A 25,895-nucleotide genomic window follows, 5' to 3' on the forward strand; every position below is an offset into this window, starting at 1 on the left:
TTTTTGGGATGCTGTCAGAAATGGTATGTTGCTCAATAAGCTTATTATAATATTTCTCCAATAAATGCGCTTCGCCTTTTATTAAAGAAAATTTTGGAACAAGTGATCTGGTGTTTCTACATAATATGCAATCTGCTCATATCGTCTTTTCGTGCTTAATTCTGCTAGTGCAGGCTGGAATTTTGTCATTTCAATCCGTTCACTACATACCAAAGGATGGCTGTTACTCTGTCATAGACTGTATTTGATTGATCTATTCGTTATTGGTACTTCCATATAGCCATGTTGAACATTGCGGTTTTTTAATCATGTACTAATTCGTGCTTTTATTACACTTCCCCTTTATCTCAGGCATACAATTTTCATCCTATCAATCTTTCGCTAAAACAAAGCCCTCCTGTAAATCAATCATTCTCAGTACATTAAAACTATAAAATTCCAAGGTTAAAATTAGTTTAAATAGTATTAAAATCAATCAATAAAAAAATAGTCAATGTTTTGATCACAAAACATTGACTACTACTTTATAAGTAATTTTAATGATGTTGGCTCATTGCCATTCCTTCTACAAGCATTTGTCTAAATTCTTGAACCTGGTCTGCTTTAATGGCTATGTGACTATAGTGCTTCTTGATCCCTAGCATAAACGTTACTTCCACAGGCTCTTTCATTTTCAAAATAAAATGCGGATAGGCCTCACCAAAATCACGTGCTATAAAGTCTATCGTATCTTTTGATAATTTTCCCTCTAACCGCTCCTTGTCTTCGATGATTTCAGCAATATGATCAAAACGAATTTCAGTACGTTTCATTAATCCCAGAGATAAGTACAATGTATCATTTGTGACATAAACAGGGTTTAGGCGAATAGCCTGCATATCCGCAAGAAAGAAGATTACTGAATAAATATTAAAAACAAGCAACACAATGGAAAGTATCATTGACTTTTCATGTAGCCACCAGTGAATACCAATCGTTTCAATAGCAATCCCATGAATAATCATGAGCTGAAAAGCGATATAGCTAGAATTTTTATGCAAAGATAAACCTTGTCGTTCTTGTCTTTTCCAACTCGCGAAACCATAATAAAGCACTAATAAATCAGCACAGATCATCTGAATAACTGGATGCTTGGGTGCATGTTTTTCTACAGCTTTTGAAAATGAAAAGAGATCTGGTAAAGAGCTTCTCCGCACTTCCCCTAGGATTTTTGGCAGGTATCGTACAAGTGTTGCCACTAGGATAATTTCTAATAGAATAATAGACCCTTCAATCGCAAAGCCAGCCCATGTCACTGCCACATAAGGCTGAAGGTGTTCCATAGGAATGATAAAACGTGCAGCAATACAGCCAGCTGCAGCTAATAGGATGGCTTGCTTTAATGAAAATTTACCTTTATAAAGCATAAATAGCACAGGCACCACCACAATACAGTCAATTAATGAGCCCATGACAACACCATTTGTTTCGATAGGTAAAAGGGATGTGCCAAATCCTGTATTATAGAGTGTATAGTTACTCGCTAATACCACTAATAATAAGGCTAGCCAAATATTTTGCTTACTTTTTAAGACCATCATTCACAATGCCCCCTCTCTACTAATAATTTTACTTTATGCCAAATGGTTCATCTTGTATAGAATTTGAGAATAAAAGATGGTCCTATTTCCATTCACGTTCAATTATTTTTCACACTTAAAAACTTCTTACGATAAACATGTGGCGGATAGCCAGTGTATTCTTTAAACTTTTCAATATAATAACTGACGGTACTAAAGCCTGTATTAACAGCTATTTCTGTTATCGATAGCTCATTACCTTTCAATAATTCTATGCTTTTGCGCAGTCGATATTGGCATAAATAGGTAAACGGTGTCATGCCCACTATTTTCTTAAAAAAACGACTACATTCAGCGCGACTTATATACACATGGCTAGCTAAATCTTCTAATGCTATTTTCTGCTGATAATGTGCATGTAAAAAATCTAGCATAGCTTTTGCTCGTTCATGCTGCACAATAGTGGCAGAATCCATTATTTGTTCTGTCAATAAGGATTGGGTTAGCATGGATTCCCAAATAAATAGAAGCTCTCTCCGTACCTTTAACTCAAAAAAAGCGGTTTGCTCTCGCATTAATTCCGCAATCGTTGCTACTTTCTGTGCCAACTCTCCTGTTAGTTTGACATAAGGTATTCGATTACTTGTAATATACGGTTCTACATATTTTGAGAAAAAGATACTGCCCTCATGCCCCCCCATTAACTTTGGATCTACATTTACACAATAAACGATCGCTTGCTCAATTTGATAAGGCTTTGCTTCATGTAATCCAGAGGCATTAATAAAGAGCCCCTCACCTTGGTTCAAAACAAAAACGTCCGTCCCCACTCGATACTGAGCACATCCCTTTTTTATCAAAACAAATTGTATTTCTTTATGCCAATGGAGAGGTAGAAAATCCATGCTTTCTAATCGCATAACCGTTTCATACAAGGCAACTGGAAATTCTTTTGTTCCATGCAAGGTTAATTCTTGTAAATCCTTGGCAATTTTAATATGTGTTAACGGCATCTCTAACACCTCAATATATTGATATTTTATTGGATTAAATCGATATTTATTTCCACTTAATCACTTTATAATCATCTTATATTGATAGTTTAGGAGATGTAAACAGATGAATCAAATTATCCAAAATAAACGTACACTGGGCTTTCTACTAGTTATTCTTGGAGCAAGTTTCTGGGGAATCGGAGGGACCGTTGCCCAACGACTATTTCAGCAGGACAATTTAGAGGTCGGCTGGCTTGTTTCTAGTCGTTTACTTTTAGCAGGTCTGTTACTAATAGCTATATATAAAATGACCCATCGGCATGAATCCATTTTCGTCATATGGCGCACAAAGCAAAATGCTTTTAGACAAATTTTATTTAGCCTACTTGGCATGCTTGCTGTCCAATACACCTATATGATGTCAATCGCTATTGGTAATTCAGCTGTAGCCACATTATTGCAATATTTAGCACCACTGTTTATCATGGCTTATTACTTTCTAACGAGGCAAAGTCCATTGACAAAGCAGGATGGTATAGCTGTGTCACTTACACTTGTGGGGACCTTTTTATTATTAACAAACGGTTCTTTTTCAACATTGTCCGTTCCTTTAATGGCTGTGTTATGGGGTATCTTATCTGGTCTTTCTGTTGCATTTTATACCATTTATGCCATCCCACTTTTACAGCAATTCCATTCATTACTAGTTGTCGGCTGGTCGATGATCATCGGTGGTATAGTTATGAGTATAGCTCACCCACCATGGGCTATCGATCTATCTGATTGGACGTTTTCAACCATTGCCTATTTTCTCTTTATTGTTATTTTTGGGACAATGCTCGCTTTTTGGTTTTATATTGCTAGCTTGCACTATCTTTCACCAAAGGAGTCAAGCCTACTAGGTAGTCTTGAACCATTAATGGCTGTCATCACAAGTGTTTGGTGGTTAAAGATTGCTTTTGGTGGCTATCAGTTTATTGGTACATTGCTAATTCTTCTTATGATTTTATACCTTACAGTATTTCAGAAAAAGCAAGCTTGAAAACAGAAAATTAAGAGAGTTATGAACTTTAATAGTCAATACCTCCTATTACCGAGATAGTAATATATGAATTTATACATAAAATTTACATATTTTATCTATCTTTTCTCCTTATTTGTCTACTATACTGAACATAACAACAGATATAAGGAGGTATTTTATGGATAAAAAAGTTATTTTTTTCGAGGTGGAAGGCGGCACAGATAAAGGCCCAGATGGCTATCGCCCAGATACAATGCCAATGGTGGAAGCGCTACAGCAACGTGGACAGGATGCAGAGGTACTCTTCTTTGATATCACAAAAAAGCAGGAAATCTTTCACTATGTTAAGGAACATGGTATTGCCTATGTATCTCGTATTAACCCAGGCAACTTACAGCATGAGGATGAGTACTTTGCTATGCTACGAGAGCTATGCCAAGCTGGCGTTATAGGGATGCCACATCCAGACGCCATGATTAGCTATGGTTCAAAAGACGTATTATCAAAACTGACGACAACAAATTTAGTACCTGATGATACATTTGCCTACTACACAATCGAAGCATTCAAAAAACAATTCCCTACTTCCTTAGCCTTAACAGAGCGTGTTTTGAAGCAAAATCGTGGTTCAACTGGAGAAGGTATTTGGCGTGTAAAATTGGTGGAACCGCTAGCAGAGGGTATCACTGAAGTGCCACTTGATGCACAAATCAAATGTACTGAAGCAAAAGACAATCATGTAGAATATTGGCAGCTTGGCGACTTTATGACATTTTGTGAGCAGTATATTACAGGGACGAATGGTATGTTAATCGATATGCGCTTTCTTCCAAGGATTACAGAAGGCGAAATCCGCTTATTCATGTTGCGCGATCATCCTGTACACGTCGTACATAAAAAACCAGCTGCTACCGAGGATGCCTTTAGTGCAACTCTATTCTCTGGCGCTCAATATCGCTATGACAAACCTGAAGACTGGCAAGAGCTGGTACAAAACTTTTTAAAGCAGCTCCCTCAAGTAACAAACCTACTAGGCAATTATGATTTACCGCTAATCTGGACAGCCGACTTTATGCTAGATACCAATGAAGTCGGAGAAGATTGCTATATTTTAGGTGAGATGAATTGTTCTTGTGTTGGCTTTACTTCAGAACTAGCATTAGCACATGAAGTAGCAGAAGAAATTTTAGCTTGTTTAAAAGAGCATACTGAGGCTATTGCGCAATAAAAAAAGTGCGATCTTTAGAGATCGCACTTTTCATATATAAATCTTAATTCCTTGTATAAATTCATAGATAAAATAACAAGCAAAACCAATCAATAAGAATCCTGCGACAATGGTAAATGTCCGAATCATCTTCCGATTCATAGCTTTACGAGTAACCGAGACAATGGTCAGCAAACCGATATCGTGGAGTAAAATTCCACTTAAAACACCAGCAGCAATAATTAAAAAGCTCGTTGACTCCCCTTGTCCATAAGATTTTGCTAGCACCACACCAAATACGTTGACCCAAAAAACAAGATTACCAGGCGAAATGGCCACTAGTAAGCCGTTAAAATAAGAGGCAAAAAACGATTTGGTTACTTTTTCTCCTGCCAATGTAATATCATGGTCAGCGTTCTTGATAGAATCATAGCCTAACAAGAATAAAAAGCCCGCTCCAATAATCCACATAGGTAGTTGAATTAAAGGCATAGCCAAGATGGAAGCTAGTCCCATATACAAAGCAAAAACCAATACAATATCAATGGTCATGCCACCAAGTCCAACTGCCCAGCCGTGCATAAAACCATTTTTGAGTCCTTGCTTTGTCATTTCTACTGTAATAGCTCCTACAGGCATGGCAATGGCAAGTCCTACCAATACATACGCTACATATAAACTCAAAAAAACACTTCTTTCATGTCATCGATAAGCTTCATACGTCCGTTTATGGTTTCACTATAGCATAATTATACTTGGAAGGAAATAATTATTAATAGATACCTGTTAGAGCATTTGCTTTTTCCATTGCGCTAACAAATCTTTTGACTTCTCCAAATCCAATTTCAATGTGACCTGCTTAGCTGTACAACGTTTTTTAGCTTTCTCCCATGCTTCTTCCAAGGCAGGTAAATAGCTTAAATTTTTTGTCGCTGCTACTAGCTGGAAAAATATATTACCTTGAATATAGTGCCAACGAGGATTCATTCCATCTAGGAGTATTGCTTCTTCAATCAGTCTTAATGCCAAATAAGGGCTACCTTCGTGACGATTTAAAAACTGTGCAAATGCTCCCCAATACAATGCCTTATTAGGCTGCAATTTGATTGCCTCCGCATACTGTACTGATGCCTTATCCTGTTCTTTTGCAAGGACATAATATTCTGCCATTGTATAGTAGGCGTTCGCCTGCGCTTCTATAGGTCCTGCTAATAATTCATCGACCACTTTACCAAATTGCTCATCATCCTGACTACCTATATAAGCTGCGAGAACATCTCGTTCTGGATACGAACCATCTGTACGTTCCACACTTTGCTTTGCTTTGTCATCAGTAGGCTGAGGCATATTTGCATACCCATTTGCCTCTAGCATTGCCACATGCTGCTGAATGACTTGATAAACCTCTTCTGCGATCGCTGTATCATTGCCCAATATTTCTTTAGCTAGTTGATAACTTTCCTTTACTTGACCACTCAAAAATAAGTCATTAACTTGTTGAACTTGCTCGTTCATTTGTTTTACCACCATTAAAATCCTCACCTTCGCAAAAGAAAAATCTTATTGCTAGTTTACCATTTAAGTAGTATAAGCAAAAGCCAACATGTCCTAATCTTTCTATTATTCTTTTAATTTAAACGCCTTTACATGCTGTTCGAGTGTGTGTGCCATGTGATTTGTTTCATTAGAGCCATGTGCCACCTCATCAATGCTTGCAGTTGTTTGCTGTGCTGCGACAGTAATCATATTCATCGTTTCTTCTATATCACGAATAGATTCTGTTAATTGTTGAATCATCTGCACAATACGTGTAGATTTTTCGTTTTCAGCGGTCATAGCATTAGAAATGGTAATCATTTCTTCTACTGTTGCAGCCACTGCTGTAGAAATATTTCCTAAAGATTGTGCGGTTAGACGTACTGTCTCTGTTCCTTTTTCAATATATTGCGTATTATCATTCGTAGATGACATGACCTGCTGCACATGCTTCATTATATCCTGAATAAGCTGTTCAACTTGCAATACCTCTTGATTAGATTGCTCAGCAAGCTTCCGTACTTCCTCAGCAACAATAGCAAAGCCTTTGCCATGCTCCCCTGCTCTAGCCGCTTCAATGGAAGCATTCAGTGCTAGCAAATTTGTTTGTGATGCGATGTTTGCAATAGACGTTGTAATCGTTTGAATTTTGGTTGCAGATGTAACCAAGTTTTCTACTGTTTGTTGTACCTCACCCGATCCGCTGTGGATTAATGCCATATCATTGCTTATATCTTTTGCTAGTCGCTCACCCTCTGTTGCTAATTCCATCGTTTGTCTAGCATTATCAGCACTGTTATTGGTATTGCTTTGAATCATTTGAAGGTCCTGCGCTAAAGAAGTAAGAACATCTGTCGCATTTTCAGCATGGTGCATCCCTGCCGTCACGGCACTTGTTACCTCTTCGATATTATTAGCGACACCTTGAATGGTATTGCTCATATCGTTCAGGGTGGAAGCGGTTTCATCTGCGTTATTCGTTAAAGTGTTAGAAGTGGAACGCATCGTCATAATCATATTTTGTAAATTAGCTGTCATTCGATTTAATGTATTCGCTAAATCCGCTACTTCATCTTTACTGTTAATTTTTGTTTCAGGTACAGCTAAATTACCATTGGCAATTTCTTTCGCCTGCTGAATCAGCACACTAATCGGTCTTACTTTACGACGAATTAAAAAGCCTGTAATGATGGAAGCAATTAGCATAGGGAAAATACTAATTAAAATCCCATTTCGTACAACATCCCATGTTCGCTCCTTCACGATATTAGCATCAAAGTCGATGACACTAATGGCAATAATTTCTTTACTGGAATCATGGTCTTTAAAAATAGGGGCATAGCCAGATAAACGGTCCATTCCTGCATAGGTATAAGGCTGTGAGTATGTTGGATGCTTATGCGTAAGCAACATATCAATAGCTTCTTTATCTAAATAAAATTGATCACCAGGGGCATAACCTTTTTCAGCCAAATGATCATCAAGCGCTAATAATGTGCCATCCAACGATAAAATATATTGTGTTTGGAAAATATCTTTATGACCTGTTGTCCAGTTCAAATCGTTCCCAATGCTTTCCTGTACAGCCTTGTCGCCTTGAATGGCCTTGTCCAATTGTTGCGGATTGATCAAACCTGTCGTAATATTGGCACAGCCATAGGCCTCAACACCAGCAGCATCATAAAGTTTATTGTAAGCAGTTATGTATGTAGCGAACGAAGTAATCCCTAGCATCACCACTAAAATACCAGCGATAATCGTCCCAAGTTGAAAAGTTAATGAATTGCGTAATTTCACGATCCATCCTCTCCCCTTTCTTGTAATAATCTATGAATATTCCTTTTGTGTTTCATCATACTACAAAAAGATGTATTAAAAAAGCATCTTTAATTATTCTAGTAAGATAAAAACATTGGAAAAAGTTCTGAATTGTGCGATAATTGAAGTTAATTATCTTAAATCCTGAGCATTACCAATTCATCTAATAGGAGGGCTTGCTATGAATAAACGCTTTCATCTAGTATCGATTGTTACAGGCAACTTGTTAACAATAGGGGCCATTTTTATTTATGCCATGCAAAGTCAAGTGGGAGTAGCCCTCAGTACGTATGCTCTTGTGATGGGTTTTTTTAGTACTTTGCTTGTGGTTTTCTTCTATATATGGGGGGAAGAAAAACAACAAGTATCCAATCGTTTTCTGAAATAATATGCATCATTTTCCAGTACACAGATACCTGTAGCACGTTTAATGTGGTTCCTTCCCTTTCTATATGTAGAGGGATTTTTTTATGTAAAGTTAGTAGAAATGATTTAGTAGTTGGTATCAAATCGTCAATCGGTAGAGATACTATGTCAAAACATTCATTTAGAAAAATATTTACTTGATGTCGTAGTATCTTGGATGAATTGTGATATAACTTCACCAATTATTTAGGTCTATACAACAGCAATTTTCCTCTATTTTTACTAAAATGGCGTTGTAGATTTATTCATGATTCCCTTCTTTTCCGAGGCATTCCCCTCCTTATACGTCTAATTGTTGTAGAAAAATAAAATTTTTTGTAGAAAATTTTAAAACAATGATTGAGTAGTATATCAATTTTCTGTATAATCAGCTTGTTTGACAATACTTTATATGAACTTGGGGGTAGACAATTGGGTAAAGCATTGATTATCGGAGCTGGCGGAGTTGCCAGTGTTGTGGTACACAAGTGTGTTCAAAATTCGGACGTATTTGAGGAAATTTGTATCGCAAGTAGAACTGTTTCAAAATGTGACGCTCTAAAAGAAAAACTAGATGGCGGAAAAACAAAAATTCATACTGCACAGGTAGACGCAGACAATACAGAAGAGGTTATTGAGCTTATTAAAGCTTTCGGACCAGATGTAGTGATTAACGTGGCTCTACCTTATCAGGACTTAACGATTATGGATGCTTGCTTAGCGACAGGTGTGCACTATGTGGATACTGCAAACTACGAGCCACCTGAAACGGCAAAATTTGAATATAAATGGCAATGGGCTTATAAAGAGAAGTTTGAAAAAGCTGGCTTAACTGCATTACTTGGAAGCGGTTTTGACCCAGGTGTAACAGGCGTTTTCACAGCTCATGCACAAAAACATGAATTTGATGAAATCCACTATATCGATATCGTGGATGCCAATGCGGGAGATCATGGATATCATTTCGCAACAAACTTCAACCCAGAAATTAACATTCGTGAAATTACAGCGAATGGTCGTTACTGGAAAGAAGGCGAGTGGATTGAAACTGCACCACTTGAGAAAAAAGAAGTGTATAACCTACCTGAAATCGGACCAAAAGATATTTACCTTCTATACCATGAAGAGCTTGAATCCCTTGCAAAAAATATCAAAGGTTTAAAACAAATCCGCTTCTGGATGACGTTCTCTGAAAAATACTTAACACACTTAAAAGTGTTAGAAAACGTAGGTATGACATCAATTGAGCCAATCGAATTCGAAGGGCAAATGATTCAACCAATCCATTTCCTTAAAGCGGTATTACCAGATCCAGCTTCACTTGGACCACGTACAAAAGGTAAAACAAACATCGGTTGTATCATTCGCGGTCTAAAAGATGGCAAAGAAAAAACGTACTATGTGTACAACGTATGTGACCACGAAGAGTGCTACAACGAGGTTGGTTCACAAGCGATTTCTTACACAACTGGCGTACCAGCTATGATCGGTGCAATGCTTGTGATGAACGGTGAATGGCGTAAACCAGGTGTATGGAATGTGGAAGATTTCAATCCAGATCCATTCATGGATGCACTAAATAAATGGGGTCTACCGTGGCAAGAAAGCCATAACCCAGAATTATTAGACCTTGATTTAGATGCAAAGGAATTAAGCCGATGAAACCAATTGATTTTTCAAAAGTTCCATCCCCTTCTTATGTAGTGGATGAGCGATTATTAACAAAGAATCTTGAGCTTTTAAAATCAATTCAAGATCGAACAGGCTGCCGCATTTTATTAGCCCTTAAAGGCTTCTCTATGCATTCAACATTCCCACTAGTAGGGGAATATTTAGCGGGCATTACATCTAGCTCACTGCATGAGGCACGTCTTGGCTATGAAAAAATGGGCAAAGAAGTTCACGTTTATGCACCTGCTTATATTGAGCATGAAATGGACGAGCTTCTAGGCTATGTGGACCACATCGTATTTAACTCATTTAACCAATGGGCTCAGTTCAAGGATAAAGTTAAATCTGCTGGTAAAACAATTGAATGTGGTATTCGTGTGAATCCTGAATACTCTGAAATTGAAACAGCTCTTTATGATCCTTGTTACACAAACTCTCGCCTTGGTACAACATTGGCTAACTTTGATAAATCACAGCTTGATGGTATCGATGGCTTACACTTCCATGCGATGTGTGAACAAAATTCTGATACATTAGAGCGTATTATTGAAGTAGTTGAGGAAAAATTTGGTGATGTTTTACACCAAATGAAATGGTTAAACTTCGGTGGCGGTCACCATATTACACGTGATGATTATGATGTAGAAAAACTTGTGAACATCATTAATTATATTCAAGAAAAGTATAACCTGCTTGTTTATCTTGAGCCAGGTGAAGCAGTAGCCCTTAATACAGGCTATTTAGTAGCAACGGTGCTAGATATTCAAGAAAATGGAATGGATCTTGCTATTTTAGATACATCAGCAACATGTCACATGCCTGATGTACTTGAAATGCCTTACCGTCCAATGATTATTGGTTCTGGACAAGCAAATGAATTAGCACACACATATCGCTTAGGCGGACTAACATGTCTAGCTGGTGATGTGATTGGCGATTATTCGTTTGAACAGCCATTAAAACCAGGTGATCGTCTTGTATTCACAGATATGGCTCATTATTCAATGGTGAAAAACCATATGTTTAACGGTGTCAACTTACCATCTATCGTTTCTTATAATGATGAAGAAGGTATTAAAGTCATTCGTGAATTTAAATTCGAGGACTACAGTGGTCGACTGTCCTAATACCAATAGAAAAGCCCTTCCAGTTTAACACTGGAAGGACTTTTTTTATGGACGCATGGTCATCCAATTCTCCACATAATGAATGGCTACTCCATGAAAAGCATCGTTATTTGAAAAATGTTGCTGAACAAGTATAAGCTGTTCATTCATAAAGGCTTCTCCATTATCATAAAAAGTAATATTTTCCCCTTCCTCTGAAGCGCCTGTTTCTACACCAATTACAATTGATTTATTCACAGTGGAAGCATAAGCGATTTCATGTTCTACAATAGAGATAATATCTTTTGCAGCATCACGATAGGCCATGATCGTCACACTATCCACATGGTCAATGACCCAATCAGCTAATAACCCTTTTCCAAATTGGTTATTATACTGAACTTCATCAAACCAAAATGGCATATCTACTTCTAAAGTAAGTTGTAACTGACTTGCTTTCTCACTTGCTTTCATTATTAGTGTTTGATAGGATTCTATCGTTTGTGCTTGATGTAAGCTCCATTCACTATTTAAATAAGGTTCTACATCAAGATGAACCCCAGAAAATTGCTCAGATTCAGTTGAATTCTCATTATATGTATGTAACCAATTAAACAATTCGTCTTGGCTTCGACTACCCTCAGCTGAAACCCAGCTTGCAGCACCATCCAATGCATAAATGCGAATACCTCTGTGAGAAGCGTTACTAATAAAATGCTTATAGTCATTGCTCGCTATGCCTTGATCGATTTGCAGATAAACTTTATTGACATCGTTATGTTCTAAAAATAATAATATTTTTTCTTGGTCATCAATGATGAGGGATGTATCCCACAGCCAAGTAGCCTTTTCCTGTATAGACATGGCATCAACCTTTCCACTTGATAAAGCTAATGAACTAATCATGATGACGATTAGTGCGGTCCATACTTTTAATTGTCTCTTCATACGAACTAACTCCATTCTACTCGCCACGGCTCCTAGAACAGAACCTGGCAACCTGACAATCTTGCACTGAAATTATAGTGTTTAGACTCATGGCTTTGCGTCCCTCCCTTTCGGTGAAGTTTGCCTTTTTCAGTTTTTTCTTAATCATTATCATACGCGGTTAGTAATTGTTTGTCTGTAGGTATAATGCATAATTGTCACATGTATGATCAGGTAAAAACGACAAAATACAGGTTAAATTTACTATTCAAACATAAAAAAACGTAGAGTACTTAAGCCTCTACGTTTTCCTTTTCATTTTCAAGCATTTTGTGTAAATAATCGATAATTTCTCGAATGCCCTCTAATGAATTAACCAGTATTTTTGGATCAACATATGTTATCATTCGATTTTCAAGATTAGCTACCGCAGTAAAATAGCGTGTTTTACTATAATTGACTAGACCCAATTGCTGAAGTACTGATTCATCGAAATCAAGAATTTCACGTGCTTCTGTAACAAGTAATCCATAATTAACAACATCTGTATTCAACACAATGATACGAGCAGTTGCTGTATTCGATGAACGATTGTACAGTATGCGTTCAAAATCAAGAACAGGTACAAGCTCACCGCGAATTCTTGTAAAGCCTAGAAGATAGTTAGGTAAATGAGGAATAGGTGTTACTTGCTCTAATTTTTCAATTGAAATCGCTTGCTCCACAGGTACAGCATACTCCTCTGTCCCACAAGCAAAAACGACTGCTTTGACACTTTCCATAGGGTCACATCCTTATTCGACTGTTAGTTTTTCGCCGATTCTTTGACGATTTCTACTAGTAAATCTGCTAATTTTTCAAGTTCTTCTACTGGTATTTTTTCATTTGTTGTATGGATATCCTCGTATCCAACAGATAAATTAACTGTAGGAATACCAAAGCCTGCGATGACGTTTGCATCTGAGCCTCCACCAGAAATGCCTAGTGTCGGTGTACGATCAATATTGCGTGCAGCAGCCATAGCTACCTGAACTACTTTATCAGATTCCGTTACACGGAAGCCTGGATACATTAGCTTCACTTCTACCTCTGCACGTGCGCCTAAAGAAGCAGCTACTTGTTCAAACGTATCTTGCATATGCTTTGTTTGCGCATCCAATTTAGCTTTGTCTATAGAGCGTGCTTCTGCAAGGATTGTCACTTCGTCACAAACAATATTCGTCGCTTGTCCACCTTCAAAACGCCCAATATTCGCTGTTGTTTCTTCATCTAAACGACCTAGTTTCATTTGAGCAATGCATTTTGATGCGACTGTTATGGCAGAAATGCCCTTTTCAGGAGCAACCCCTGCATGTGCCGTTTTTCCAATAATCTTTGTGAAAATTTTCGCTTGGAATGGTGCTGCTGTCACGATACCACCAACTTTGCCATCGCTATCAACCGCAAATCCATATTTTGCTTTAATGTTAGCTGGATCTAACTCTTTAGCGCCAACAAGGCCACTTTCTTCACCAGCCGTAATAATAAATTCAATATCGCCATGTGCAATATTTTGCTCTTTCAAACGTTTGACCATCTCAAATAGAGCAGCTAGTCCTGCTTTATCATCGGCACCTAAAATCGTCGTACCATCTGATACGATATAGCCATCTTCACGTAAAGACGGTTTGATGCCTTTTCCTGGAACGACAGTATCCATATGAGAAGTGAAATAGATTGGCTCTACATCCAATGTGCCTTTTAATGTGGCAATAATATTACCTGCCCCATGTCCATTACGCGTATGTGCATCGTCTTGAATCACTGAAAATCCAAGTGCAGTTAACTTATCTACAAGAATTGGTGCTATTAGTTGTTCATGTTTTGTTTCCGAATCAATTTGTACGAGCTCAAAAAACTCTTCTACTAAACGACTTGTCATGTTGTAAAACTCCCTTAGTTTACGTGTATTTCCACGTTATAGTATATGTATCATTTTAGCACAACGTCAGAAGAGTTGAAATCATTGAACAATACTACCAAAATAAAAAGTCTGAGAAAAATCTCAGACTTTCCCTAGTCATTGAAAATAAGCTCTTTTTCTTTTTCTAATGATTGTAGGTAGTTGACAGCTTTATTATGTTTATCCTGTAAGCGCCAAATCGTATTATGTACATCATCTTGAACACGCGAGACCTGTTCCCTTGCTGTCGAGATTTTAGAATGAACAGACCATGCTGAAAAAATATCATCAAAAAAGTAATCAGCAAACTTAACAAACCCATCTGTTTCAATATGCAGCGATTTCGTAGACATTTCATGAACATCTAATAATTCATTATGAAACCGTTGTAACGCAATTTGAGCACTATGTAAATAGTTTTCAGACTGATCGAGTGCATCATGCTTTAAGTGCGTAGCAATCAGCCCACCGCCAAAAAATGTATCCCATGTGGAATATCCATTGGCCGAATGTAATGAAGCTGCTGCTTGCCCTAGCCTTGTAAGAGCTACTTCTCCCGCTTCCTCCGCCTCTTTAATTTCTCTAATGAGCTGCTTTGTTAGCATTTCCTCATGTGCTAAATGCTCTAGCCTTTCTGCTTGGGCAGCATCATGAATCTGTAAATATTTCTTCTTTTTAAGGTAGACCTGTTGAAGTGATTGCTGTAGCGCATTTTCATCAATCTGGGCAAGCTGATTCATCACTTGCACGTTGTCCTCTGCTAAATCATTTTGCATTTTCTTTGCTTCATTCAGCTTTAATTCAAGTACTGCCGCCTTATCAATTTTTTCTGCCCTCAGTTCATCTTGCTGCCCTGTCCACGTACGAATCATATTCATAAACGAGAAACCATCCAATTTATCAAGTTTGGATCGAATTTGGTGGAGTGCTGCTGTATGAGTGTCTATTTCCTGTTGTGTATGTTTAATTTGCCCATCAATTAACTGATTTTGTTCGTTTAATCTAGATGCTTTTCTAAGTTGTGCATGAATCTTTTCTTGCTCTGTTTGTAATTGCTGCCATTCCATTCATCTCAACTCCTCATATCTATCAGTACGGATGACATACAAAAATGTTTCACTTTTTGGCAATGAAAAACCTAGCAACTTTTGAGCTGCTAGGCTTGTATGACTATTATAGAGGAATATTACCGTGCTTTTTCTCTGGACGTGTTTCATGTTTGTTTGACAGCATATCAAGTCCTTGAATCAGCTTGATACGTGTATCTCGTGGATCGATTACGTCGTCTACCATACCGCGAGATGCTGCAACATATGGGTTAGCAAATTTCTCTTTATATTCTTCGATTTTTGCTGCACGAGTTGCTTCTGGGTCATCTGATTTTGCAATTTCACGGGCAAAAATGATGTTAGCTGCGCCAGCAGCACCCATAACAGCAATTTCAGCATTTGGCCATGCAAATACAAGGTCAGCACCAATTGATTTAGAGTTTAAGGCAACGTAAGCGCCTCCATAAGCTTTACGTAAAATCACTGTAATTTTTGGAACAGTCGCTTCTGAGTAAGCATAAAGAATTTTCGCACCATGACGAATAATACCACCATGTTCTTGTTTAACACCTGGGAAGAAGCCAGAAACGTCTTCAAATGTGATGATTGGGATATTGTATGCATCACAAGTACGAATGAAACGAGCAGCTTTATCAGAAGAATCGATATCTAAGCCACCAGCAAGAACTTTTGGTTGGTTACAAACAAGTCCAACTGATTCGCCAGCAATACGTGCAAAACCGACTACTACGTTTTTAGCAAACTCTGCATGTACTTCCATGAACGAACCTTCATCCACTACTTGCTCAACAACTTTACGTACATCATATGGACGTGTTGTTTCGATTGGTACTGTATCTACGATTTCTGGACGGTAGTCATCCCCTTCAGGTCTAGCTTGACGAGGTGCCTTTTCTTTATTGTTTTGTGGTAAGTAGCTTAATAGTTTTTTAATTTCATCAATCGCTGCCTCTTCAGAAGGAGCACGGAAATGAGCATTCCCACTGACCGCATTATTTACTTTCGAACCACCTAAATCTTCAGCAGAAATTTTCTCTCCTGTTACCGTTTCGATTACTTTAGGTCCTGTAATGAACATTTGAGATGTCTTATCCACCATTAGAATAAAGTCAGTAATAGCTGGAGAATAAACAGCTCCACCAGCACAAGGTCCCATAATCACAGAGATTTGTGGAATCACACCAGAATAAATGGCATTTCGGTAGAAGATATGACCATAGCCATCTAATGAAAGAACACCCTCTTGAATACGTGCACCGCCTGAGTCATTGATGCCGATAAATGGTGTACCATTTTTAGCAGCTAGATCCATCACTGTTGCCATTTTTTTCGCATGCATTTCACCAAGCGCCCCACCAAACACTGTGAAATCTTGAGAGAATAAGTATACTGGACGTCCGTTAATTTTACCGAATCCAGTTACGACACCATCACCAGGTCCCTCCATTTTTTCCATGCCGAAGTCTACTGTACGATGTGTAATAAATGGGTTGATTTCGAAAAATGTACCTTCGTCTAGCAACAAGTCTATACGCTCACGAGCAGTAAGTTTCCCCTTCTCATGCTGCTTATCGATGCGATCATAGCCACCACCAAGTTCAATTACCGTTTTACGGTCATACAAGTCATTGATTTTGTCGAACATATCCATACTAATCACTTATCCCCTTTTCCACTTTTATCACATAATTCATATAACACCCCAAATGAGGATTTAGGATGCATAAACGCAACCTCTGCCCCTCCAGCACCTGGCCCTGGCTCTTCGGATAAGAGACGTACACCTTTTTCACGAAGCTCTGCCATTCGTTCACGAATTCCCGTCACACCAAACGCAACATGATGAATTCCTTCTCCACGTTTTTCAATAAAACCATGGATGGCACTTTTATCACTCATTGGTTCTAATAGCTCGATTTTCACGTTCCCTGCATCGATAAATGCCACACGAACCTGTTGAGATTCTACTTCTTCCACTTTCATCAACTTTAAGCCCAAAGTTTCTGTATAATATGTAATGCGTTCATCAAGATCGCGCACTGCAATCCCAATATGGTCTACTTTCTCCATGGTGACATCTCCTTCTGTTATGGTACATACTCTATTTTACAGACTTTTTTGTCAAAACTCTACTACTTGAGAAATTTTTCAGATTTGCTAAACTATTTATAAGAAAAGAAGGAGCGAACGAGCATATGAGTAATAAAAAATTTCAAAAAGTCGTTATTTATAGTATGATCGCAATTATGCTAATCTCATCTCTAGCATTCGGATTATCTATGATAATTTAAGGCAAAGCACGAGGCGTCCACACTACTGTGGGCGCTCTTTTTTAGCCTTTAACCCTTTAAATGACTGCTTTATTTCTAAATACCTGTCCATTTCCTCTATAAACTGATAGAGGGCTGCCTGAGCGATAAATTGCTCGTGGCTTTGTGGTAAAGGAAGCTGAGAAAAATCGCGCTTAACATGTTCGAGTTTTTCGCGATACTGACTAGCCGTATTCCCCGAATGAACATGCTCACCTAGGTCTTGTAAAAAATCTGCCACAATTTCAGCCTCTTGTACTATAACAGGTAATGTCGTCACTTTGGGTAGCACTCTTTCGATAATTTCTAGCTGCTGCTCTCGCATATCGAAATATACATAGTAATCATTTTTACGTCTTGTAAAATGGTTTTGAACATCTTTAAACGCTAATGATTTTGCCTCTTCTAGTGCTTTGATTGCATCGATAATTTCTTGGCCGTTCCACAACGTATCTCCTTGCCGTAAATAGCTGGCAATTTCTAAAAAAATCTTACTATATAGCTCCTCTATTTTGACTCTGTAGTAATTTAATTCCTTTTGAATGTCTGGCATATACATATTAATGGCAATCCCTGTTCCATAACCGATAGCCATCAACGCTAATTCATTATAAACAAGTGTTAATGAATAACCTTCAGCAGCGTAAATATGCATAATAATCACGACACTGGAGATAAATCCATCCGCAACCTTTAAAGATACAATAGTAGGAATAAAGAGTATAAGCATGCCTGCTAGTGTAAGTGGATGATAAGCAAATAACTCAAAGCTTACAAAGGCAAAAAGCATTGCTACAATACTTGCAACCAATCGTGTATAGGCTGCATAAATGGATTTCTTTTTTGTTGGCTGCACACATAATATGGTTAGAATACCAGCAGATGCATATGAGGCTAAATCAAAATACTGTGCAATGGCAATAGCGATGGCCGCACCAATTGCTGTTTTTAAAGTTCGATAGCCGATTGAAAACTTCTTCAGGCCGACTGCCTCCCATCCTTTAGTACTCTTCACTCATTCAGCTAATTATTTAGCCAATATTACAAAAATTTTAATAATAATGAAACTACCTATACATGAGGATCAGTAGGAAGCCTACATAGATAGCATGATCTATGAGGCTTTTCTACTTGATTGAAAATGATTTTTCTTATGCAAGAATAGACTTAAAGCTCGTCACAATATTCTTCAAAGTTTGCTTGTAAATTTGTCACAACTGACATTGGGTCATGCCCTTCAATTTCATAGCGTCCCACTTCTGCGACAACTTGTCCGTCTTTTAATAGAACGAATGATGGTGATGAAGGTAGATGATCTTCTCCAAAATGGTAACGCGCTGCTGCAGTTGCCTCTTTATCTTGCCCTGCAAACACTGTTACTAAATGGTCTGGACGTTTATCATAATGAACGCATTGTGCTGCTGCTGGACGAGCGATACCACCCGCACAACCACACACTGAGTTCACCATTACTAATGTTGTACCTGGACGAGCAAACGCCTCTTCTACAGCTTCTGGTGTTGTTAATTGTTCATAACCAGCTGCCTCAATTTCAGCACGTGCTGTTTTTAAAATTTCCTGCATAAATAAATCGTAATCCATATTCATATAGCGATAGCTCCTTTCAAGTTCGCGCCAATTTAGTTATATTTCAGATAGTAGATTTTTGACGCTTATCCATCTCTTATCATAGCAGTTTGCAAGCAATTTGTGCACCTACTTGCTCAACACATTTCAGTTGAAATTACTACGATTTCAATAAGACTCGTTTACTTGTCTTCCTGCTCCTCGCTAAATAAACGATCCACACCTTGTGTAACTGTCAACTGTCCACTTAAAATTTGACGTTCAAGCTGTTGTACTTGTGCTTTACGTTGCGGGTTTCCATAAAAGATATCTATTAAATGATCGGTAATCATCGATTGGAACCATTCTTTTGTTTGTTGCTGGCGTCGGGTAGCCCAATAGTGATTTGCTTCTACGATTTGCTTGAATTCCCCAATTGTTTCCCAAACCTTATCAAGTCCTCGATTTTCTAGTGAACTAACAGGCATGGCAGTTGACATCCAACCAGGTGTAGCAGGCTGTAAAAAGTGCAAAATTTGTTTGTACTCTGCAACCGTTTTTTTAGCTAGACGTACATTATCACCATCCGCCTTATGCACGACAATTGCATCTGCTAATTCCATAATGCCTTTTTTCATGCCCTGCAATTCATCCCCCGCTCCTGTTAAAACAAGAAGCAGGAAGAAGTCAACCATGCCACGGACATAGGTTTCACTTTGTCCAACACCCACTGTTTCAATTAAAATCACATCATAGCCTGCTGCCTCACAAACTAACATGGTTTCTCGTGTCTTTTTGTGAACACCCCCTAGGGTACCTGCCGATGGCGATGGACGCACAAATGCACTAGGCTTCTTAACGAGCTCTTCCATACGCGTTTTATCGCCAAGTATACTTCCTCCCGATAGAGAAGAACTTGGATCAATGGCAAGAACAGCAACTCGTTTCCCCATATCACAAAGCATAGTACCGAAAGCCTCTATGAATGAGCTTTTTCCTGCCCCAGGCACACCTGTTATGCCAATTCGGATACTATTGCCTGTATGTGGAAGAAGCTCCTGCAATAGTTCTTGTGCCTGTACTTTATGGGTAGCGTTTGAACTTTCAATGAGGGTAATGGCTTTTGATAAATGTGTGCGAGAGCCCGCACGTACTTGTTGTGCAAGCTCTCCTACATTTAGAGTGTCTGCCTTTTTCTTTCGGAACTTTTTGGGTGTACCATATTGCATCCCGTCGTGAGTCGCCTCTACTCCGTCCATGACAAATAGCGCACTTTCTTCCATTCCTTTATTTTTGTCCATTATTCAGACACTTCCTCATAGCCTAAACGTTTGTAGATTTCTTCAATAATTTTTTGTGCGGATACAGGAATCACTGTACCTGGTCCGAAAATGGCTACTGCACCAGCATTATAAAGGAAATCATAATCTTGTGCTGGTATAACACCACCCACAATAATGATAATATCTTCACGACCTAGTTTTTCAAGCTCAGCTATCAATTCAGGCACTAATGTTTTATGTCCTGCTGCTAGTGAAGACACACCAATAACATGAACATCATTTTCAACAGCCATTTGAGCAGCCTCAGCAGGCGTCATAAATAATGGAGAAATATCTACGTCAAAGCCTAAATCTGCATAACCAGTTGCGACAACCTTTGCACCACGGTCATGTCCATCTTGTCCCATTTTAGCAACTAAAATACGCGGACGACGACCTTCATTTTCAAGGAATTCTTCTGTCATTTGTTTCACTTCCGCAATTTGCTCCTCATCAGAGAAGTTTGCAGAGTAAACACCAGAGATCGAACGAATGACCGCTTTATGACGACCAGAAACTGCTTCAATCGCATCAGATATTTCACCTAAAGAAGCACGAGCGCGCGCTGCATCCACTGCTACCGCTAGCAGGTTTTCTTCTCCATCTTGAGCCGCCTTCGTTAAGCGAGCTAAATGTTTTTGAACTTCCGCTTCATCACGAGCTGCCTTCATCGCTTCTAAACGTTCAATTTGTTTTTGACGAACAATGGTATTATCGATATCTAAAATATCGATTGGCTCTTCTTTTGCTAAGCGATACTTATTCACGCCAACAATCGTTTCTGTTTTAGAATCAATTTTCGCTTGACGTTTTGCTGCAGCTTCCTCAACCTTCATTTTTGGAAGTCCCGTTTCAATCGCTTTAGCCATACCACCAAGCGCTTCAATTTCTTCGATTAACGCCCAAGCAGATTTCGTAATTTCTTCTGTTAATTTCTCTACGTAGTACGAACCACCCCAAGGATCAATGACTTTTGTCATCGCTGTTTCCTCTTGTAAAAATAACTGTGTATTACGCGCGATACGTGCTGAGAAATCTGTTGGAAGTGCAATCGCTTCATCTAATGCATTTGTATGAAGGGATTGCGTATGTCCCATCGAAGAGGCATTTGCTTCGATTAAAGTACGTGCAACATTGTTAAATGGATCTTGCTCAGTTAATGACCAGCCAGATGTTTGGGAGTGCGTACGTAATGCTAATGTCTTTGGATTTTTCGGGTTAAACGTAGACATCATTTGTGCCCAAATACGACGTGCTGCACGCATTTTAGCAACTTCCATGTAATAGTTCATACCAATTGCCCAGAAGAACGATAAGCGAGGTGCAAATGCATCAATATCAATGCCTGCTTTTAATCCTGTTCGTACATACTCCAAGCCATCTGCTAATGTATAGGCAAGCTCAATGTCATTTGTTGCGCCTGCTTCTTGAATATGGTAACCAGAAATTGAAATAGAGTTAAATTTTGGCATATACTTCGCTGTATATTCAAAAATATCTGCAATGATTTTCATTGACATAGCTGGTGGGTAAATATATGTATTACGCACCATGTATTCTTTTAAAATATCATTTTGAATAGTACCTGCTAATTGATCTGGCGTTACCCCTTGTTCTTCTGCTGCTACAATATAGAATGCAAGGACGGGTAATACGGCACCATTCATTGTCATTGAAACTGACATTTGGTCTAACGGGATTTGATCGAAAAGGATTTTCATATCCTCAACTGAGTCAATCGCAACCCCAGCTTTTCCTACGTCCCCTGTTACACGTGGATGATCAGAGTCATAGCCTCGGTGTGTTGCTAAATCAAACGCGACAGAAAGACCTTTTTGTCCCATGGCCAAATTTCGTTTGTAAAAGGCATTGGATTCTTCAGCAGTTGAGAAACCAGCGTATTGCCGAACAGTCCATGGACGTGCTACATACATAGTAGGGTATGGTCCACGTGTGTTGGGTGCAATCCCTGCCACATCATTTAGATGTTTAGCCTCTTTAATATCTTCTTTTGTGTAAATATCTTTAATTTCAATCCCCTCATTTGTCATGAACTTGTCTTCAGACGCTTGAGGTGCTTCAGCTGTCAAAACCTTTTCTATTTCTACTGCATTAAAATTTGGCTTGCTCATCGTTGGACCTCCTTCATGCTCGCAAACACGGACTGTAATTTTTCAATGATGTTTTGTCCTGCGAAAATAAAGCCGTTTAAGCCATTTGCTAACCATGCTTCTTCTTCGTCTTTAAATTTGCCCGCTACATCTACAAGCACATTTGCTGGTTTTTCAGCTAAAATGGCCGATACAAATGCTTTTGTATCATCATCATTGCCTGCAATCACTACATACTTAGCCTCTGTCGCCTTCAGCCAAGCTACTGCCTCTTCTACAGTTGTCACTGGCTCACTTTTTTCTGGTACAAGACCCACTGTGTTTAAGAAGCCCGCTACAAAATCTGCGCGTGGTTTAGAGCTTTTTAATGATCCTAATGCTAAAATACCTGTTTTTACATCTGCTGCTGTCATGTCTGCACGTAAGTCCTCAAATGGAGCAGCGATACGCTTAATATCAGCAAATAATGGATTTGTATCCTGTTCAAGAATATCAGCTGGATTAGCATAAATATTCGTTCCAATTAATGATTGCTTACGTGTTTGGGCAGCTTTGATGCGTTTTTGATAGGATGCTTCCACTTCTTCTGCAAGCTTGCCAGAGGCTGTATATTCATCGATACCGCCAGCTGCCTGGATGTCTAAAAATAGTGCCCATGCTTCTTTCACAAAATCTGCTGTTAACGACTCGATAAAGTAAGAGCCCCCTGCTGGATCTTTTACTTTTAAGACATTTGTTTCTTCTCTTAAAATTAATGATACATTACGAGCGATACGAATGGATTGATCCGTAGGTTTTGTTAACACGTCATGTGGATGAACCGTAAAGAGATCAGCACCACCGATTAAACCAGAAAGCGCTTCATTTGAAGAGCGTAGTAAATTTACATACACATCTAATTTAGAAAAGCTTCTTAATGATGTTTCAGCAACAGTAGGGATTTTGATATGATCTGTTACGCCATAAGCGGATGAGAACGCTTTCCAAAGTACTTTAAAAGCACGTAGCTTTGCAATCTCCGTAAAGAATTGTGTATCAATGGCAAATGATACAAAGAATTTCTTCGAGAACGCTTCAAAGCTTTCTTCTTGTTCTGCAAATTTGGCTGCTAATGCAAGTGCATAGGCTAATTCTTGTACAGCGTTAGCACCTTCATTATGATAAACCGTTGTGTCTGCACTGACTGAGCGCACGTTCGGAAATGCAGTCAAAGTGATAGGGTCTTTTGAAATAATGTAACCTTTAATGGCTTCTTGTTGATCTACTGGAATGTTGTCGAATACTGCTAATAATGGGTCTTTTGAATTTTCAATAGTAATTTTAAACGAATATTCTGAGAAATATGATGCTAATTTGACCAATACTTCTTCTGTCCAAGCAAAGCTCACTCGGCTATCAATTGTAATAACTTCATTGCCTCGAGCTAGACTATCCTCAAGCTGTGCAAAAAAAGCTTCGCTTGAATCAGCGTGAATTTGTTGTGCCACCTGAAATACTTGATCATTTTGTAGGGAACGGATTGTGGCAACTTGTAAATCAAGCTCTTCTCCAAGCTTAGCTACTAAACTTTCTTGCGTGTAAAGCGGCTGTAGTGTAACACCTTCATTTGTTTTTGTGAATAGTGACTCAAATGGTTTCCCTTTTAAAGCTTTGATTGCTGCATCTTGCCAGTCTGAATAGGCTGGTATTTCAAATTCAATATTTTTCATGTTGTTTGACATGCGGACGCTTAATCAGCTTCCCCCCTTAGTAGTTTCTATTTGTTATTCTACATGACAAATTGCGACTCGAAAAGCATAAAAAAAATCGGAAACCCTTATACAGCAGGTTTCCGACAAGTCATCAGTAGACTGACGTTGAAGATTTATTTGTATTTTCGAGTATTTCTTTTACTCTATTTAGGAATTTACCACAGACAAGTCCATCAAGCACACGATGATCTAATGATAAACATAAATTCACAATATCACGTGCAGCAAACATTCCACCTGGTAAAACAACAGGTTTTTTTACAATACTTTCCACTTGCAGGATCGCTGCTTGTGGGTAATTGATGATGCCCATTGATTGAACAGAGCCAAATGCACCTGTATTATTCACTGTAAATGTACCACCAGTAATGTCATCCATTGCTAATTTTCCTGTACGAACTTTGATAGCCAGTTCATTGATTTCTTTCGCAATTCCTTTAATGGATTTTTCATCTGCGTGTTTTATAACAGGTACAAATAAGGCATCATCCGTTGCTACTGCAATCGAAATATTGATGTCATGTTTTTGAATGATTTTATCTTCCGCCCACATCGAATTCAGCATTGGGAATTCCTTTAAAGCTTGAGCAACCGCTTTTACAAAGAAGGCGAAATATGTAAGATTAAAGCCTTCTTTTTGCTTAAATTCATTCTTTAAGCTATCACGATAAGTCACTAAATCTGTTACATCCACTTCCATCATCATCCAAGCATGCGGCGCTTCATGTACACTTTTCACCATATTATTCGCAATGGCACGACGGATCTTCGTCACTGGAATTTCGATATCTCCTGGATGAATAGGTTGTACAGGTGCAGCTGCTTTTTCCACTTGTTGCTGTGGTGCAGAAGCTGCTGTAGGTGCTGATGTCGTTTGAACGGTTGGAGCTGCTTGTGCTACATCATTTGCCGTTGGGATATTACCTGTTTCAATGAGCTTTAACAGGTCTTTTCGTGTAATACGACCACCCTCGCCAGTACCTGTTACAAGGTCTAAAGCTATATCATGCTCCTGTGCAAGTCGAAGAACAGCTGGTGAATAACGTACTTTACCCGTACGTGCCTCTTTTGGTGCAGATACTGGAGCTGCTACCTGCTGTGGTGCCTCCTGTTTCTTTTGAACACCTGCATTTAAAATAGCCGTACTTACCGTTGATTTTTTTTCAGGTGGCGGTGCTGGTAATTCACCTTCTCCCGCTATTTCAATCGAGCAAACGACTGCTCCAACTGGTAATGTCTGACCTTCTTGCGCAAGTAGCTCCGTGATAACCCCTTCAAATGATGACGGGATTTCAGCATTTACTTTATCTGTAACAACCTCTGCTAATGGATCATACTTTTTAACTGTATCTCCAGGCTTTACAAGCCATTTTTCAATTGTACCTTCTGTTACACTTTCGCCGAGCTGTGGCATTGTAATATTTTGAACCGACATCTTTTATTCCTCCCATCAATTAAGCCTAGGCGTCATTGTACCTGATGCAGCGCTAAAAACATTAAACGTAGACAGGCATTTAGACAGATTTTGACTTTCATATGTGCAAAGTCAAAATCTGTTGTTCCGTCTGAGGCTTTT

The 25,895-nt window shown here is 38.7% G+C and carries 23 protein-coding genes and 1 riboswitch; of the genes, 6 read left to right on the plus strand and 17 right to left on the minus strand.

What is annotated here, in order from left to right; translation table 11 throughout:
* Window positions 1-536: 536 nt before the first annotated feature.
* Together MKY76_RS14605 and MKY76_RS14610 are read right to left on the minus strand one after the other, a co-directional pair.
* On the minus strand, window positions 537-1,580 hold the full coding sequence (locus tag MKY76_RS14605) for a beta-carotene 15,15'-monooxygenase (protein WP_103118400.1): 1,044 nt from the start codon (window positions 1,578-1,580) through the stop codon (window positions 537-539).
* A 98-nt stretch (window positions 1,581-1,678) separates the two neighbouring features.
* Window positions 1,679-2,572: an AraC family transcriptional regulator gene (locus MKY76_RS14610; protein ID WP_312125410.1), complete on the minus strand. Its 894-nt coding sequence runs from the start codon at window positions 2,570-2,572 to the stop codon at window positions 1,679-1,681.
* Between the two features lie 106 nt (window positions 2,573-2,678).
* Here MKY76_RS14610 and MKY76_RS14615 point away from each other — a divergent pair, with 106 nt between their 5' ends.
* Both MKY76_RS14615 and MKY76_RS14620 read left to right on the plus strand, forming a co-directional pair.
* A complete protein-coding gene (locus tag MKY76_RS14615) occupies window positions 2,679-3,596 on the plus strand; it encodes a DMT family transporter (RefSeq protein WP_259419678.1) in 918 nt (305 codons plus the stop codon).
* Between the two features lie 160 nt (window positions 3,597-3,756).
* Window positions 3,757-4,806, plus strand: a complete 1,050-nt coding sequence (locus MKY76_RS14620) for a Cj0069 family protein (protein ID WP_112118333.1) — start codon at window positions 3,757-3,759, stop codon at window positions 4,804-4,806.
* 30 nt (window positions 4,807-4,836) lie between these two features.
* Here MKY76_RS14620 and MKY76_RS14625 read toward each other — a convergent pair whose 3' ends face one another.
* The 3 genes from MKY76_RS14625 to MKY76_RS14635 all read right to left on the minus strand — a co-directional run bounded on the left by MKY76_RS14625 (window position 4,837) and on the right by MKY76_RS14635 (window position 8,118).
* The gene (locus tag MKY76_RS14625) at window positions 4,837-5,469 is read right to left on the minus strand and encodes a LysE family transporter (RefSeq protein WP_048392317.1); all 633 of its coding nucleotides are present in this window, start codon (window positions 5,467-5,469) and stop codon (window positions 4,837-4,839) included.
* Window positions 5,470-5,571: 102 nt separating this feature from the next.
* Window positions 5,572-6,300: a hypothetical protein gene (locus tag MKY76_RS14630; protein ID WP_241489970.1), complete on the minus strand. Its 729-nt coding sequence runs from the start codon at window positions 6,298-6,300 to the stop codon at window positions 5,572-5,574.
* Between the two features lie 105 nt (window positions 6,301-6,405).
* Complete coding sequence (locus tag MKY76_RS14635; RefSeq protein ID WP_054549178.1) at window positions 6,406-8,118, minus strand: methyl-accepting chemotaxis protein; 1,713 nt, start codon at window positions 8,116-8,118, stop codon at window positions 6,406-6,408.
* 202 nt (window positions 8,119-8,320) lie between these two features.
* Between MKY76_RS14635 and MKY76_RS14640 the strand changes: the two genes are divergently transcribed.
* The 3 genes from MKY76_RS14640 to nspC all read left to right on the plus strand — a co-directional run bounded on the left by MKY76_RS14640 (window position 8,321) and on the right by nspC (window position 11,342).
* Entirely contained in the window at window positions 8,321-8,527 is a 207-nt protein-coding gene (locus MKY76_RS14640) for a hypothetical protein (RefSeq protein ID WP_004231223.1), read from the plus strand.
* 449 nt (window positions 8,528-8,976) lie between these two features.
* Window positions 8,977-10,206: a saccharopine dehydrogenase family protein gene (locus MKY76_RS14645; RefSeq protein ID WP_048392314.1), complete on the plus strand. Its 1,230-nt coding sequence runs from the start codon at window positions 8,977-8,979 to the stop codon at window positions 10,204-10,206.
* On the plus strand, window positions 10,203-11,342 hold the full coding sequence (gene nspC / locus MKY76_RS14650) for a carboxynorspermidine decarboxylase (protein WP_004231219.1): 1,140 nt from the start codon (window positions 10,203-10,205) through the stop codon (window positions 11,340-11,342). The genes MKY76_RS14645 and nspC overlap by 4 nt, the downstream gene beginning before the upstream one ends.
* Window positions 11,343-11,387: 45 nt before the next feature.
* Here nspC and MKY76_RS14655 read toward each other — a convergent pair whose 3' ends face one another.
* The 6 genes from MKY76_RS14655 to mce all read right to left on the minus strand — a co-directional run bounded on the left by MKY76_RS14655 (window position 11,388) and on the right by mce (window position 17,330).
* Complete coding sequence (locus MKY76_RS14655) at window positions 11,388-12,269, minus strand: amidase (protein WP_342556793.1); 882 nt, start codon at window positions 12,267-12,269, stop codon at window positions 11,388-11,390.
* A gap of 43 nt (window positions 12,270-12,312) precedes the next feature.
* Window positions 12,313-12,404, minus strand: a riboswitch (cyclic di-GMP riboswitch).
* A 137-nt stretch (window positions 12,405-12,541) separates the two neighbouring features.
* Window positions 12,542-13,030 carry a CheW domain-containing protein gene (locus MKY76_RS14660; RefSeq protein WP_004231214.1) on the minus strand — a complete coding sequence of 163 codons (489 nt, stop codon included), beginning with the start codon at window positions 13,028-13,030 and terminating at the stop codon, window positions 12,542-12,544.
* Between the two features lie 23 nt (window positions 13,031-13,053).
* The gene (locus MKY76_RS14665) at window positions 13,054-14,169 is read right to left on the minus strand and encodes a M20/M25/M40 family metallo-hydrolase (protein WP_048392312.1); all 1,116 of its coding nucleotides are present in this window, start codon (window positions 14,167-14,169) and stop codon (window positions 13,054-13,056) included.
* A gap of 134 nt (window positions 14,170-14,303) precedes the next feature.
* Complete coding sequence (locus tag MKY76_RS14670) at window positions 14,304-15,257, minus strand: hypothetical protein (RefSeq protein ID WP_066036220.1); 954 nt, start codon at window positions 15,255-15,257, stop codon at window positions 14,304-14,306.
* A gap of 106 nt (window positions 15,258-15,363) precedes the next feature.
* Window positions 15,364-16,911, minus strand: coding sequence for an acyl-CoA carboxylase subunit beta (locus tag MKY76_RS14675; protein ID WP_009370220.1), 1,548 nt, complete (start codon window positions 16,909-16,911; stop codon window positions 15,364-15,366).
* A 5-nt stretch (window positions 16,912-16,916) separates the two neighbouring features.
* Entirely contained in the window at window positions 16,917-17,330 is a 414-nt protein-coding gene (mce, locus tag MKY76_RS14680; protein WP_004231207.1) for a methylmalonyl-CoA epimerase, read from the minus strand.
* 125 nt (window positions 17,331-17,455) lie between these two features.
* Here mce and prli42 point away from each other — a divergent pair, with 125 nt between their 5' ends.
* On the plus strand, window positions 17,456-17,551 hold the full coding sequence (prli42, locus tag MKY76_RS14685; RefSeq protein WP_009370219.1) for a stressosome-associated protein Prli42: 96 nt from the start codon (window positions 17,456-17,458) through the stop codon (window positions 17,549-17,551).
* Window positions 17,552-17,573: 22 nt separating this feature from the next.
* Here the strand turns inward: prli42 and MKY76_RS14690 are convergent, their stop codons facing one another.
* The 6 genes from MKY76_RS14690 to MKY76_RS14715 all read right to left on the minus strand — a co-directional run bounded on the left by MKY76_RS14690 (window position 17,574) and on the right by MKY76_RS14715 (window position 25,754).
* Window positions 17,574-18,584 carry an aromatic acid exporter family protein gene (locus MKY76_RS14690; protein WP_081010952.1) on the minus strand — a complete coding sequence of 337 codons (1,011 nt, stop codon included), beginning with the start codon at window positions 18,582-18,584 and terminating at the stop codon, window positions 17,574-17,576.
* A gap of 152 nt (window positions 18,585-18,736) precedes the next feature.
* Window positions 18,737-19,177, minus strand: a complete 441-nt coding sequence (locus MKY76_RS14695) for a BrxA/BrxB family bacilliredoxin (protein WP_004231203.1) — start codon at window positions 19,175-19,177, stop codon at window positions 18,737-18,739.
* A gap of 161 nt (window positions 19,178-19,338) precedes the next feature.
* On the minus strand, window positions 19,339-20,436 hold the full coding sequence (meaB, locus tag MKY76_RS14700) for a methylmalonyl Co-A mutase-associated GTPase MeaB (protein ID WP_103118406.1): 1,098 nt from the start codon (window positions 20,434-20,436) through the stop codon (window positions 19,339-19,341).
* Entirely contained in the window at window positions 20,436-22,589 is a 2,154-nt protein-coding gene (gene scpA / locus MKY76_RS14705; RefSeq protein ID WP_004231201.1) for a methylmalonyl-CoA mutase, read from the minus strand. The genes meaB and scpA overlap by 1 nt, the downstream gene beginning before the upstream one ends.
* Window positions 22,586-24,289 carry a methylmalonyl-CoA mutase family protein gene (locus tag MKY76_RS14710; RefSeq protein ID WP_103118407.1) on the minus strand — a complete coding sequence of 568 codons (1,704 nt, stop codon included), beginning with the start codon at window positions 24,287-24,289 and terminating at the stop codon, window positions 22,586-22,588. Before MKY76_RS14710 ends, scpA begins: the two co-directional genes overlap by 4 nt.
* 121 nt (window positions 24,290-24,410) lie before the next feature.
* Window positions 24,411-25,754 (minus strand): dihydrolipoamide acetyltransferase family protein, encoded by a 1,344-nt coding sequence (locus MKY76_RS14715; protein WP_048392306.1) that lies wholly within the window; start codon window positions 25,752-25,754, stop codon window positions 24,411-24,413.
* Between the last annotated feature and the right edge of the window lie 141 nt (window positions 25,755-25,895).

Source organism: Lysinibacillus sp. FSL P4-0201, assembly GCF_038593425.1.
GTDB classification, from domain to species: domain Bacteria; phylum Bacillota; class Bacilli; order Bacillales_A; family Planococcaceae; genus Lysinibacillus; species Lysinibacillus capsici.